This is a genomic window from Paenisporosarcina sp. P4_B8, assembly GCF_056402175.1.
Map to the genome: position 1 here is coordinate 184200 of NZ_JBFUHX010000004.1, position 12942 is coordinate 197141.

Annotated in this window: 15 protein-coding genes; 5 read left to right on the top strand and 10 right to left on the bottom strand. The window is 39.1% G+C overall.

The window, feature by feature from the left end; all coding sequences use genetic code 11:
* Positions 1–23 precede the first annotated feature (23 nt).
* Together AC1DSK_RS06175 and AC1DSK_RS06180 are read left to right on the top strand one after the other, a co-directional pair.
* Positions 24–1556, top strand: a complete 1533-nt coding sequence (locus AC1DSK_RS06175) for a leucyl aminopeptidase (protein WP_477547449.1) — start codon at positions 24–26, stop codon at positions 1554–1556.
* Between the two features lie 319 nt (positions 1557–1875).
* A complete protein-coding gene (locus AC1DSK_RS06180; RefSeq protein ID WP_477547450.1) occupies positions 1876–2094 on the top strand; it encodes a hypothetical protein in 219 nt (72 codons plus the stop codon).
* Positions 2095–2244: 150 nt separating this feature from the next.
* Here AC1DSK_RS06180 and mnhG read toward each other — a convergent pair whose 3' ends face one another.
* The 8 genes from mnhG to AC1DSK_RS06220 all read right to left on the bottom strand — a co-directional run bounded on the left by mnhG (position 2245) and on the right by AC1DSK_RS06220 (position 9869).
* A complete protein-coding gene (gene mnhG, locus AC1DSK_RS06185) occupies positions 2245–2622 on the bottom strand; it encodes a monovalent cation/H(+) antiporter subunit G (RefSeq protein ID WP_016428994.1) in 378 nt (125 codons plus the stop codon).
* Positions 2603–2887 (bottom strand): Na(+)/H(+) antiporter subunit F1, encoded by a 285-nt coding sequence (locus tag AC1DSK_RS06190; protein ID WP_477547451.1) that lies wholly within the window; start codon positions 2885–2887, stop codon positions 2603–2605. Before AC1DSK_RS06190 ends, mnhG begins: the two co-directional genes overlap by 20 nt.
* Positions 2887–3363, bottom strand: a complete 477-nt coding sequence (locus tag AC1DSK_RS06195; protein ID WP_477547452.1) for a Na+/H+ antiporter subunit E — start codon at positions 3361–3363, stop codon at positions 2887–2889. The genes AC1DSK_RS06190 and AC1DSK_RS06195 overlap by 1 nt, the downstream gene beginning before the upstream one ends.
* Position 3364: 1 nt before the next feature.
* Positions 3365–4849 carry a Na+/H+ antiporter subunit D gene (locus AC1DSK_RS06200; RefSeq protein WP_477547453.1) on the bottom strand — a complete coding sequence of 495 codons (1485 nt, stop codon included), beginning with the start codon at positions 4847–4849 and terminating at the stop codon, positions 3365–3367.
* Positions 4842–5183, bottom strand: coding sequence for a Na(+)/H(+) antiporter subunit C (locus AC1DSK_RS06205; RefSeq protein ID WP_477532451.1), 342 nt, complete (start codon positions 5181–5183; stop codon positions 4842–4844). Before AC1DSK_RS06205 ends, AC1DSK_RS06200 begins: the two co-directional genes overlap by 8 nt.
* Positions 5183–5605, bottom strand: coding sequence for a Na(+)/H(+) antiporter subunit B (locus AC1DSK_RS06210; RefSeq protein WP_016428989.1), 423 nt, complete (start codon positions 5603–5605; stop codon positions 5183–5185). Before AC1DSK_RS06210 ends, AC1DSK_RS06205 begins: the two co-directional genes overlap by 1 nt.
* Positions 5592–8015 carry a Na+/H+ antiporter subunit A gene (locus AC1DSK_RS06215; protein WP_477547454.1) on the bottom strand — a complete coding sequence of 808 codons (2424 nt, stop codon included), beginning with the start codon at positions 8013–8015 and terminating at the stop codon, positions 5592–5594. The genes AC1DSK_RS06210 and AC1DSK_RS06215 overlap by 14 nt, the downstream gene beginning before the upstream one ends.
* A gap of 621 nt (positions 8016–8636) precedes the next feature.
* Positions 8637–9869, bottom strand: a complete 1233-nt coding sequence (locus tag AC1DSK_RS06220; protein WP_477547455.1) for an MFS transporter — start codon at positions 9867–9869, stop codon at positions 8637–8639.
* Positions 9870–10013: 144 nt separating this feature from the next.
* Between AC1DSK_RS06220 and AC1DSK_RS06225 the strand changes: the two genes are divergently transcribed.
* Positions 10014–10751 (top strand): peptidylprolyl isomerase, encoded by a 738-nt coding sequence (locus AC1DSK_RS06225; protein WP_231391156.1) that lies wholly within the window; start codon positions 10014–10016, stop codon positions 10749–10751.
* A gap of 17 nt (positions 10752–10768) precedes the next feature.
* The gene (locus AC1DSK_RS06230) at positions 10769–10981 is read left to right on the top strand and encodes a hypothetical protein (protein WP_477547456.1); all 213 of its coding nucleotides are present in this window, start codon (positions 10769–10771) and stop codon (positions 10979–10981) included.
* 177 nt (positions 10982–11158) lie between these two features.
* Here AC1DSK_RS06230 and AC1DSK_RS06235 read toward each other — a convergent pair whose 3' ends face one another.
* Positions 11159–12331: a MalY/PatB family protein gene (locus tag AC1DSK_RS06235; protein ID WP_477547457.1), complete on the bottom strand. Its 1173-nt coding sequence runs from the start codon at positions 12329–12331 to the stop codon at positions 11159–11161.
* A 76-nt stretch (positions 12332–12407) separates the two neighbouring features.
* Between AC1DSK_RS06235 and AC1DSK_RS06240 the strand changes: the two genes are divergently transcribed.
* Positions 12408–12668, top strand: coding sequence for a DUF1871 family protein (locus AC1DSK_RS06240; RefSeq protein ID WP_477547458.1), 261 nt, complete (start codon positions 12408–12410; stop codon positions 12666–12668).
* A gap of 54 nt (positions 12669–12722) precedes the next feature.
* Here the strand turns inward: AC1DSK_RS06240 and AC1DSK_RS06245 are convergent, their stop codons facing one another.
* Positions 12723–12938, bottom strand: coding sequence for a helix-turn-helix domain-containing protein (locus AC1DSK_RS06245; protein ID WP_016428982.1), 216 nt, complete (start codon positions 12936–12938; stop codon positions 12723–12725).
* Positions 12939–12942: the final 4 nt, after the last annotated feature.

The following is a 12942-nucleotide window of genomic DNA, read 5'->3' on the forward strand; positions in this document are numbered from 1 at the left end:
TAATAGAAGTCGAATGTAAATAGATGGAGGGGTATTTTGTGAGAGTAGATGTTGCAGGTATTAATTTTAATGATGTACAAACTGAAGTATTAATCGTAGGTACTTATAAACATCCTGAAAACACACAAGGATGGTCTGACTTTGTTTCTTTCTATGGTTCATCCTTAGAAAAATGGTTGAAAACTGGTGATGTCTCGACTGATCGCAAGAAACTGACTAAATTACCAACACTTCAAGATGGCAAACTTCTACGTGTTTTCTTTGTAGGACTTGGTGATCGTAAAACACTGAAGCAAGATGATTTACGTGATATTTTTGGAACAATCGGAAAAGAACTAGTTGCTTCCAAAACATCAAATGTCTCCATTTGGTTGGATTCGTTTATCAATGAGGATATCGAAATTGAAGATGCGGCTTACCTATCTGCAGAAGGCATCGGAATGGGACTTTATAAAGTGCCAAATTACAAGACTTCTTCAAATGAAGTTGACGCATACCTAGACCATGTTGAATTGCTGACCAATTCGGATGAACAAGAAATTTTAGCTTACTTTGAAGTGGGACAAGTGTATGCAGAAGCAGTAAATGAAGCTCGTACTCTCGTTAATATGCCTTCAAACGTTTTGACCGCTACGAAAATGGCAGAATACGCAAGAGAATTGGCAGAAATGTATGATTTTGAATATGAAGAACTTGGAAAAGCAGAAATGGAAGAACTCGGTATGGGTGCGATTTTGGCAGTTAACCAAGGATCAACAGAAGAACCAAGATTAATGGTCATGAAATACCGTGCAAATGAAGAATGGAACGATGTAGTAGGCCTAGTAGGGAAAGGGATTACTTACGATACAGGTGGTTATTCCATTAAACCTAAGGATGGCTTAGTAGGCATGAAAGGTGACATGGGTGGTGCTGCAGCTGTTTTAGGTGCAATGCGTATAATCGGGGAAACACGCCCAAATAAAAACGTCATAGCAGTCATTGCCTCAACGGATAATATGATTTCAGGTAATGCGTTCAAACCTGATGATGTAATTACTTCTTTAAGTGGGAAAACGATTGAAATCCTGAATACGGATGCTGAAGGACGCCTTGTGCTAGCAGACTCCGTCACATATGCAAAACAACAAGGAGCTAACTACATTGTGGATGTTGCTACGTTGACAGGTGGCGTAATTATCGCACTGGGGAAAGATAAAACTGGTGCATTGACAAACGACGAAACATTCTTTGAAACATTCTTGGAAGCTACTGTTGAAACAGGTGAGTTTGTATGGCGTTTGCCATTAACTGAAAGTGACAAGAAACGAATTCGCAAAAGTGATGTAGCCGATTTAAACAATTCACCGGGACGCGACGGCCACATGATTTTCGGTGGAGGATTTGTCGGTGAATTCGTTGAAAATACCCCTTGGATCCATTTGGATATCGCAGGTACATCAGATGCAAGTGCCGCTCACGATCTAGGACCAAAAGGTGGAACTGGTGCGATGGTTCGTTCTTTAGCAACCCTTATAGAACGGATGAGCTTGGAAAATACTGAAGAAAATTCTTAATATGGTACTCTGTAAGAAGTAAATTAAGAAAGCATAATATTCTATAGAAAAGTGGCCAGTTTTTATAAACTGGTCGCTTTTTTTGTGAAATGGAGTAGTGCATAGTTGGAAAAGTGAAAATTCACTCGTTCCTTCGCTGCTAGTTTTGGGCAGGACAGATTAGACCAAAGGCTATTTGGTCCTATTCGAAGCAGAATATCATTGTTAAAGGTCTTAATATTAGAAAGAACCTGATTTTATTTGGAGTTCTAGCTAATAGGCTATGTACATATGTCACACTTTCTTTTTCTCATACGTTAGGAAAGAGAGGAGGGGACATATGAATCGCAGGCATTTTGGTGGAGGATTTGGTGGAGGATTTGGTAGGGGTTTTGGAGGGCTAGGCTTTTTTGGAGGTCCATTTTTAGGAGGTTTGGCAGGAAGTTTAATTGGTCAATCACTCTTTAATCAACCATATTATCAACCTTATCCGTATTACCAATACCCATATCAATATCCATATTATCCATACTATCCTTATTATCCATACGGCTATTAAAAAAACGCTTTTGCTGTCCCTAAAGGGGAGGAGCAAAAGCGTTTTATTATTACCTTGTGCTTTAAACATTTCTTATTGTCTGCTCAAAGAGCTAGCCTACGGCCCCAAGTATTAGGACAGAATGGGGAAACATTCGCCTTTCAGGGCGCTTTAAGCGTTTCTTTGTTCATGTTTTTTTCTTCGTTCAGCTACAACGGGAGCCAATTCATCTTTCACTGATTTATCCCAAAGTTTAACTCCTGATAAATAGGCAGAGCGGCCGATGACATGTCCACCAACTGGACCTGTGATAAATAAAAATACAATGCCTAGCAGAATACGTGTATTAATATGGCCTTCAATTAACCAAAAGTGGAGGAATACACCTAGCAGGATGAACATAACCCCGAGCGTAGCGCTTTTGGAAGCAGCATGTGTACGGGAATAAACATCAGGTAGGCGAATCAAGCCAATTGCGGTGACAAGAATGAAAATTACCCCAAAAACAATACTAGATACGATAAGAATATTAGCAATGATCGTTATCACGTTGGATAATCTCTCCTTTCTCTAAAAACTTAGAGAAAGCCACAGTGCCTATAAATGCTAATATAGCGAGCAGCAAAATGATATCAAGGAAAAAGCTGGTATCAACGAGAATAGAAAATATCCCTATCATTGAAATCAGTGCAACACCCAATGAATCCAGCGCTACAACTCTATCAGGAACAGTAGGACCGACAATTAATCTATAGATAAAAGCCAACATGGACAGGCTAATCAGTACAACTATGACCCAAAAGAATACCATCATTAGCGGCTCACCTCCTGTATGGCTTTTTCAAATGTGTTTTTAATCGAATCGATTGCTTCATCAGCATCATCATAATGCAATGCATGTATATATAAAATCTTGGAATCCTCAGATACGTCGAGAACAAGGGTACCAGGTGTCAGAGTTATTAAGCTTGCCAAAAGCGTGATTTCCCAATCCTTTTCTAAAACAATTGGAAGTGCAAAAATGGCAGGTTTGATTGGCATCTTGGGTTGAATTATTAACAGCAAAACCTGAATATTAGCCATGATCAATTCTTTTAAAAATAGAATAATCAGTTTAATAACAGCCCACACGCGATTCATATAGAAACGTCCCGGAAAAAAACCCTTCATAATCCATAGCATGAGCATCCCTAATAAAAATCCGACGATAAACGTGGAAGCATTAAACGAGACGGACAAAAACATCCAAAGAAAGGCAATAAAAAAGTTTAGCATGATTTGAAAAGCCATCTTACGCACCCCCTAAAACAGCTTTTATATAGAGAGAGGGTTCTAGCATTACATTTGCAGCATCACTCATATAAGGAACCAACCACTCTGAGCCTAGACCATACAAAACACTGATTCCTACTAAAATAACTGCGGGCATAAATAATCCGCGATAATGCTGTTTTGTAAGAGGTTGTATATGAGTCGGCTCACCCCAGAATGCATAAATGAAGATACGGACAACAGATAATAAAACAATTAAACTTGAAAGCAAAATCAAGATACTTCCCCACAAATTCCCTGCTTCAAATCCACCTTGTACAATAAGCAATTTCCCTATAAATCCACTCAAAGGTGGTATACCAGCTAAGCTAAATGCCGCTATTAAGTAAGTCCATCCAAGCATCGGATAAGTTTTAATCAGTCCACCCATTTTTCTTAAATCAGATGTGCCAGTTATAGCAATGATGACACCAATTAATAAGAACAAAGCCCCTTTAATCAATATGTCATGGATCAAATAAAATACAGAGCCCATTAGAGACGCTTCGTTCATTTGGGATGCACCAAATAAAATGACTCCAACAGCAATAATTATGTTATATATGATGATTTTCTTTACATCAAAGTAAGCTAATGCACCAATACATCCGGCAATGATCGTCAGGATTGAAAGTATCATCAGCATTTCGTGTGTAAAACCTTGATCAAACGTGAAAAACAGAGTGTATGTACGCATGATGGCGTATACGCCTACTTTGGTCAGTAATGCCCCGAATAAGGCCAATACCGGAATTGGTGGTGCTGCATATGAGCTAGGCAACCAGAAGAAAAGCGGAAATATTGCACCTTTCAATCCAAATACTAGTAGGAATAATACGGCGATGACCGTGATGATTCCCGGTTGATCTATTGTTGCGATTTTCACTGAAATATCTGCCATATTCAAGGTGCCGATGACCGAATACAAATAAGCGACAGTGACAACGAATAAAGCAGATGAAATGACATTCACCAAAATGTACTTAATGGATTCTCGTAATTGTTCTTTTTCTCCACCGAGTACAATTAACAAGTAGGAAGACATAAGTAATACTTCGAAAAATACGAACATGTTGAAAATGTCGCCTGTGGTAAATGCGCCATTCACACCCGTTAACATGAACAAAATTCCAGGGTAGTAGAAATAGGATTCTCGATCCTTCCCGATTGATGAAAAGCTATACCACACAACAAAAAGGGTAATCAATGTGGAAGACAGAACGAGCAAAACGGATAACATATCTGAAACCATTGTAATTCCAAATGGCGCAGGCCAGCTACCGAGTGTTATGGCTTGAATACCGTCTGTTTTCACTTTAAAAAGAAGTACAAGAGATATCCCAAAGGTCAAGACAAGTGCAACAGAAGTGACTGCTCGTTGTGCAAGTATTTTCTTTGGAAAAAGCATTAAAATCATGGCAAAGAAAAAAGGAAGCAAGATGGGGAACAAAAGCAAATTAATCATGATCTTCAGTTCCTCTCATTAAATTCATATTATCAGTGCCCAATTCCTGATAAGCTCGGTATGCAAGTACCAAGAAAAATGCAGTCACACCGAAACTAATGACAATAGCAGTCAGGATAAGTGCTTGAGGCAAAGGATCTGCGTAATCCGTCACGCCAGGAGAGACAACTGGAGGAGCGGAACCTTCAAGTCCACCCATGGTCAAAATCAGTAAATGCGCCCCGTGACTGAGTAAGCCGGTACCGATGATAATACGCAACAGACTTTTAGATAGCATTAAATAAACTGCGGCCATAAAAAGAAAACCGATGACAAAACACATGACAATTTCCATTAATCATCAGCTCCAATCGATTGAATTATGGTCATCGTAACACCGACGACTACTAAATATACACCTGTATCAAACAACATGGCCGTATGTAACGATTGTTTTCCTAACAAAGGAAGTTCGAAATAATCAAAGGCATGTGTAAAGAACGGAACATTGAAGAAAATAGAACCTGCAGCTGTGCTTAATGCCAATAGTAATCCGATTGCGGTCATTACTGTATAGTTGATTGGCAAAGCAGTGGTGACGGTTTTCAAATCAAAAGCAAGTAGTAGCAAAACGATACCACTTGCAGTCAATAAACCGCCTACAAACCCACCGCCGGGTGTATAATGACCAGCAAAGAAGATGTGAATCGAAAAGAGAAAAATGATAAAGAAGATGATCTTTGTAGTTGTTTGTAAAATGACATCATTGGTCTTCAATTCGATTCACCTCTTTCTTTTTCGTCAGTCGCAATTTAATCATCGCAATAATTCCAAGGGACGCGATTGCGAGAACCGCAATTTCAAATAAAGTATCAAATCCACGATAGTCAACTAAAATTACATTTACAATATTTCCGCCACCGGCTTCTGTATAGACCGTTTTTTCATAATAAGATGAAATGGAACGAACAAGTTTTTGTGAATGGGCAGATAGTGCAACAATGGTAACAGTAACGCCTACCCCGATTGCAACTAGTGCATTGCCCAGTCGGAATTTCATCCGGTTTTCGTGTCGATTTAATTTTGGTAAATGATAAAAAGCTAATAGGAACAGGGCGACGGAAACTGTTTCAATGACTAATTGTGTTAGTGCCAGGTCTGGCGCATTAAAGATGACAAAGAATAGAGCAACAGAATAGCCTACTGCACCCAACGCTATGATGGATGTCAGTCGGGACTTAGCTAACAAAATGGTCAATGTCCCAGCGATCAATACAAGGACGATAATCAATTCGTAAAAACGTATCGGTGCCAGATTAGCAAAACTGACCTCAAAAGCATCCTTAATGAAAACGGTACCAATTGTCAGGAGTACAATTCCCGTAAACATATACACCAAATATGAGCGTATGAAACCAGTCATATAAATTCTTGATAGACGGTTTGTCCCAACTTCACTTAAAAACATCATGAAGTCATACAGACGATTTAGTGTGAAACCTTGTGGGAATTTATTGTACAGTGGTTGCCATTTGGACAATGTTGCATAAAGAAGATAACCCAAAGCTACAATTCCAATTGTCATCCATAATTCAGCATTCGGCCCATGCCAAGCGGAGATGTGAATGTCTACATCTTCAGGGACAGAGTAAAGAAATGGTTGTATTGCCACGACAGCTGGTTTTACCAGAACGTCACCAATGAGATTAGGGATGAAGAATATAGCTACTACAAGTGACCCTAAAATAGCTGGTGAAATGAGCATACCAATAGGTGCTTCATGTGCTTGTTTTGGTAAAAGGTCCGGTTTGTGTTTCCCGGTAAACGTGCGGAATACAAAATAAAAGCTATAAACAAATGTGAACACACTTGCAATCCAAGCAATGATAGGGAACAAAATTCCCCAAGTATCAAAAGCAAAAAAATCAAACTCTGGAATGGAGAGCATTCCAGTAAGGAACATCTCTTTACTCAAGAAACCGTTAAATGGAGGAAGGCCAGCCATTGAAAAACTTCCAATAAGAGCAATGGTGAAACTGATTGGCATTAAACTCATTAGGCCACCAAGTTTTCGAATATCTCGTGTACCCGTCTCATGGTCGACGATGCCCGCAATCATGAACAGACTGCCTTTAAATGTGGCATGATTCACTAAATGGAAAATGGCCGCAAAAGCAGCATATTTAAAGATGGAATTATCATCTTCAATTCCTGTGTGGAATGAAATCGCTCCTGCTCCAAGTAAAGACATAATCAGTCCGAGTTGGCTTACTGTGGAGAATGCCAAAATGCCTTTTAAGTCTGTTTGTTTCAAAGCGAAGAATGAACCCCATAACAAGGTTAATAATCCTATTCCAGTCACAAGCCAAATCCACCATTCAGAACTTGCGTAAATCGGAGTGAAACGAGCAACTAAATAAAGGCCAGCTTTAACCATTGTGGCTGAGTGTAAGTAAGCACTGACGGGAGTTGGGGCTTCCATTGCATCCGGTAACCAAATGTAGAATGGAAACTGTGCAGACTTGGTAAAAGCACCAAGTAATACGAGAATAAGCGACCATACAAACCATTCGTGATTAGCGAGCTCTGGAGCTGAAGCAATCAATTCTCTGATTGAGTAAGTGTCACCCATAATTGAGAGAAGAACGAAACCACCCAGCATCATCAATCCGCCAAATACGGTAATCATCATGGATTTTAATGCACCAAAGCGCGAACGATCTCGTTTATACCAATACCCAATTAATAAAAATGAAGAAATTGATGTCAATTCCCAGAAAAAGTACAAACTTATTAAATGATCTGATTGAACAACGCCCAGCATTGCTGTCATGAAAAGCAGCAAATAAACGTAGAAATTGTGTAATTGCTCACGTGTTTTATCCAAGTAAAATATGGAGTAAAGCACAACCAATGTACCGATACCTGTAATGAGCAGTGAGAATAACAAACTCAAACCGTCTATGTATGATGAAACAGATATGTTCAAAGAAGGAATCCAGTCAAAAGTGGATGTAAATGATTCTCCATTCTTAACCTTTGAGAGAAAGGTCGTATAAAGACCAAATAATATGGCTGGTACTGCTAAAACAAACCAACCGGTGTGAATGCCAGGAACTTTTTTATATAAAAAAGGAATCACTAGTGCGGCAAGCATTGGGATGAAAATAAGATAGACAAAAGACAAGTTAATCCTCCTTTTTTGAAAAATCACAAATTCTCACTATAAAGTCAATTATAACGTACATATGTAGTGTTTGCATGGGATACTCTTACCAACTCAGTGAGTTGGCTCCTAACTTTACCACCAATGATAAATAGGAAGAAACGCCTTTAAAAATTCAAAAAAAAAAAGCATTCCTCATGAAAGAGAAACACTCAGCTTGTTGACAAAAGAATATTAATCAATATAAAAGTATAAAAATTCGCATTCTTAGCTTTTGCACTCTATCAAAAAATTTTATGGTCGGCTATTTCTTTCGCTTTCCGCGGACGAAACGCTAGCCTCCTCGGCTCAGCTGTCTATGACAGCTGAGCCTGTGGGGTCTAGCTTATTTCGTTTTTCCGCAGGAGTCTTCAGAAATATCCGACCATCTAACTAATGAAATAAATATGAAGAGATACGCAAAAAGAAGCGCAATCCGTTGATTGGAGTAGAGGCGGCGACTTCAGCGGGAACAGCACGAGCTGAAGGCCCCGCAGGAACGTAGTGACGAGGAGACTAAAGCCGTGCCCGCGAAACGCGTCCGCCGTAAAGGAAATCAACATTTTCTTGCACAGTCTTAGCATTCCTCATGATAGAGAAACGCTAAGCTTGTTGATGTGCTTCTTCATTGAGTAACACCTTTTCAAAATCTTGTTCTGGTTTTTTCCGTGTCGATGTCAAAACTAAGTAAGATACAAGGAATAATGCGCCTGTCACGAAAAAGACAGAAGATATCCCAATATATCCACTAACCAGTCCTCCGAACATAGGACCGATTATATTCCCGAAAAATCGGAAACTCGTATTGTATCCCATCATTTCACCTTGAATCTCTATTGGTGATTCACGTCTGACGAGAGCAGTAGTAATTGGAACCAGTCCACCTACGGCAATCCCGAATAATAGACGCAACCCAATCAATTGCCAAAGTTCGGTTACAAAAGCCTGAGGAATGATAAACAGGAAAGCTAGTATAAGCAACATGCTTAACACTTTCTCATAGCCGATTGAATCCCCCAGTTGCCCCCATTTACGTGCAAATAATAAGTTTCCGATTCCTGCGGCACTAAACGTGATGCCCGCAAGTAATGCTACATCTGTAGAATCGGATAAACTTGATACGTAAAGTGAAAGAAGCGGCTGGATGCTGAAGTTCCCAATTTGAATTAATGCAGTGATAATCATGACATTAAGCACCAGTCTATGATGAATGATGCCTGACATTACAGTTTTTCTTGAGTAAACATGTGCATTGACTGTAGCAATTTTTTTCGTTTCGCTTATGCCAAACATAACCAGAATGGCTGCAAAAGCTATAACTGCGGAAGTAATGACAAACGTGTACTGAAAACCGAATGAATCAGCAAGTAATCCACCAAGAACAGGACCGAATAACGTACCAGAAACACTTCCCATTTGAAGAGTTCCAAGTGTTTTCCCTGCTACTTCTTTGGCTGTTTGCGAACTGATGAAAGCCAATGAGGTTGGAATAAATCCGGTCACTACTCCCATGAACAATCGTAATAGGAAGAAAGCTTCCACTGAGTGTACAAATCCCATGAGTAGAATACTAATAGAAATACCAAATCCCGTAATGATCAAAATCGGCTTATAACCGAATCGATCTGCGATGCGCCCCCATATTGGTGACATAAGGAAGGCAGAGACGAAGGTGATGCCGAAAACAAATCCAGCCCATTTTTGTACGTATGCATCCGAAAAGTTACCCATTGTGTCTATATAAAGTGACAGGAAAGGCATAATCATTGTTGCGGTTCCTGCAACTAAAAAATTTGAGATCCAGATAATATAGAAATTTCTTTTTTGATTGGCCAATTAATCTCCTTCTTTCAATTTGTGAACCTTTTAGTGTCCCGTATAGATTAATTATATAACATTTCGCTTTACGAAGGAAGTGGCGCGACTTATTTACTGAAATTGTTAACAGAATATGATAGACTAATTTAGGGTGAAATGAACATGAAAAAACGAGGATGGCTGTTATTAATTAGTTTGATTGTCCTGTTAGCAGGATGCGGCACAAATGAAAGTGTCGAACAAGAAAAGACAGAAAAACCAAAAAAAGAAACGCAACAAACTACTACAACAACTGAAGGAGAGAGTGCAATGTATCCACAATTATCAACAGAAGTTGCTTCAAACGAAGCATTAGTCGTAATGAACACAACTATGGGTGCGATTAAAATTAAACTTTTCCCTGAAATCGCTCCTAAAACAGTAGAAAACTTTATTACTCATGCCGAAAATGGATATTATGATGGCATCATTTTCCACCGAATTATTTCTGATTTCATGATTCAAGGTGGCGATCCTACTGGAACTGGTATGGGTGGAGAAAGCATTTACGGACCTAAATTTGAAGATGAGTTCTCGGATAAAGCATTTAACTTACGTGGTGCATTATCAATGGCCAATGCTGGTCCTGGAACAAACGGTAGTCAATTCTTTATCGTTCAAAAAAGCGATATGGACTCAAGCATGTTGAGCCAAATGAAAAAAGCGGGATACCCTGAAGAAATCGTTGAAGCATATGCAACTAATGGTGGTACACCTTGGTTAGATAACAAACACACAGTTTTTGGACAAGTTATTGAAGGTATGGATGTTGTTGATGCGATGACTAAGGTTAAAAGGAATTCAAGCGACAAACCACTTGAAGACATCAAAATCGAATCAATCGAAGTTCTTCAAAAATAAGTTAGGAAGTGATCCAAATGAATGTATGGATTTTCAACTTTCTATACTTTCCAGAAGATAAGTCTGCCTATATCCCAGCGGCCTTTGAATTCTTGATTTTTGCAATCATTTGCGTCCTCACTTTTCGATGGATTATTAAGCTTTCAAAAAAACAAGAACAAAAGACGAAGGAATTAGAAGGACGTATTTTACACGATCGTCAATCAGAAAATCAAAAAGAACAGCAATAAATAAAAAGGCTAAACCAATTCAATTGGTTTAGCCTTTTTCTTATTGATATTGCTATGTGTTAACTTTCATGAGGGACCAACAAGGATGTGATTTCATACTTGTTGGCTCATGCGGAACGTGCGGCAAGCGCAATTGTACGCTAAAAAAAACAGTTTTAACAGAGCAATTAATTTAGTTTAAGTTAAAGCCTTTATAAAACGGTCAACCCCATCTTTTAGAATCGAGCGAGGACAGGCGACATTCATTCTGAAGAAGCCTGTTCCGGCTTGTCCATATTTAGAACCAGGCTCCAAAGCAAGCTTTCCTTTGGTCAACAGTAAATTCATGATCTCTTTTTCAGATAGACCTGTATCGCGAGTATCGATCCATAACAGGTATGTTCCATTCGGCTTAGCAATTTTCACGCCAGGAACAGCTTTGGTTATTTCAGCAATGGCATAGTCCATATGTGAAGAAATGACAGTCAGCAATTCTTCTAACCAAGGTCCACCATGTTCGTAAGCGGCTGTTAAAGCAGTTGCCGCAAATGGACTCAATTCCATTTGTCCATGAGTAAGCGCGTTTTCTTTTAGTTTTTCCCGTTTCTCTTCGTCTGTCACAATCATGACGGCAGCTTGTATACCAGCCAAGTTAAAGGTTTTTGTGGGAGCAACACAAGTAATAATGCGATGTTCTTCACCATTTGCAACTGTAACAAGTGGGATATGTCGATGTGGAGCAAAAACCAGGTCACTATGTATTTCATCAGATAAAATCAAGGTATCATATTTAGCACACAACCGAACGATTTCTTCTAAAGTTTCTCTTGACCACACCATACCACCAGGATTGTGGGGATTACATAAAATGTAAAGTTTCACGCCTTGAGCCAACTGGTTTTCAAAACTATCCAAATCAAATTCATAAACGCCATTTTTTTCAATTAGGAAATTCTCAACAAGTTGTCTTCCTTGTTTTTCGGGAATAGTGAAAAATGGGGGATAGACAGGAGATGAGATCAGAATGCTGTCTCCTTTTTGAGTAAATGTTTCAATAACCGTCGCTATGGCAGGAACTACACCATGATGAAAAAGCATCCAGTCACTTTGTGTTTGCCATCCGTGGCGTTGAAGTAGCCAATTTTGCACGGCAGTTCTACATCCTTCACACATGTAGGAGTAGCCAAAGACCGGGTGTTTGAGTCGATCCTGGAGTGCATCAATGACGGCTTGAGGAGCTGCAAAATCCATGTCTGCTACCCACATTGGCAAAATATCCGAAGCATCTTCAATCCCATATATTATCTCCATTAAATCCCATTTCACTGAGCGAGTACTGCGTCTATCGATTACTTGTTCAAACGAAGTCAAAGCAATTCCTTCTTTCCTTTTTTTATTAATATGTTATCATAGCTTTTATTAAAGAAAAGTAAATAGGTGAAAAATGATGGAAAATATTGAAATGAATCGCAAGGCAGTGAAATTGCTTCAGTTATGGGATCCTTTCAAAATGGGTACTGATGCATATGATACAGAAACAGCTGATGTAGTGGCGGCCCTTCAAGGAATCGACCATCCAACTGAACTGGCAAAACGCATACAAGAAGTTTATGAACATTCATATGAACTATGGATCCCTATTGACCAATGTGTTCAAATTGCCTATAAATTAATAGCGGTAAAATACGAGGCGAAATGCATCGTCTAAGTTCATTCACAAAAAAGAGCTTACACCAATTTTGGTGTAAGCTCTTTTCATGTTTTATGAACTAACTTGAAGTCCATCTAACAAATTAGAGGCTGGAACTTCGAGTGCGTTGGATAATTTCAAAATGGTCTGTACGGAAGGGACTTCTGTACCAGCTTCATATTGTTCTAATTTCCCCGCACCAACTCGTGTTTTTAATGATAAATCTTCTAAAGACATATTACGTTCTTCCCGCAATAAGCGAAGTTGAGTGTGAAATTCTTGTTTCATCTTC

Coding starts and splice junctions, on each gene's coding strand:
- AC1DSK_RS06205 (WP_477532451.1), bottom strand. CDS start 5,183: ATGGAAATTGTCATGTGTTTTGTCATCGGTTTTCTTTTTATGGCCGCA.
- AC1DSK_RS06180 (WP_477547450.1), top strand. CDS start 1,876: ATGAATCGCAGGCATTTTGGTGGAGGATTTGGTGGAGGATTTGGTAGG.
- AC1DSK_RS06245 (WP_016428982.1), bottom strand. CDS start 12,938: ATGAAACAAGAATTTCACACTCAACTTCGCTTATTGCGGGAAGAACGT.
- AC1DSK_RS06200 (WP_477547453.1), bottom strand. CDS start 4,849: ATGATTAATTTGCTTTTGTTCCCCATCTTGCTTCCTTTTTTCTTTGCC.
- AC1DSK_RS06225 (WP_231391156.1), top strand. CDS start 10,014: ATGAAAAAACGAGGATGGCTGTTATTAATTAGTTTGATTGTCCTGTTA.
- AC1DSK_RS06175 (WP_477547449.1), top strand. CDS start 24: ATGGAGGGGTATTTTGTGAGAGTAGATGTTGCAGGTATTAATTTTAAT.
- AC1DSK_RS06190 (WP_477547451.1), bottom strand. CDS start 2,887: ATGATGGTATTCTTTTGGGTCATAGTTGTACTGATTAGCCTGTCCATG.
- AC1DSK_RS06195 (WP_477547452.1), bottom strand. CDS start 3,363: ATGGCTTTTCAAATCATGCTAAACTTTTTTATTGCCTTTCTTTGGATG.
- AC1DSK_RS06230 (WP_477547456.1), top strand. CDS start 10,769: ATGAATGTATGGATTTTCAACTTTCTATACTTTCCAGAAGATAAGTCT.
- AC1DSK_RS06240 (WP_477547458.1), top strand. CDS start 12,408: ATGGAAAATATTGAAATGAATCGCAAGGCAGTGAAATTGCTTCAGTTA.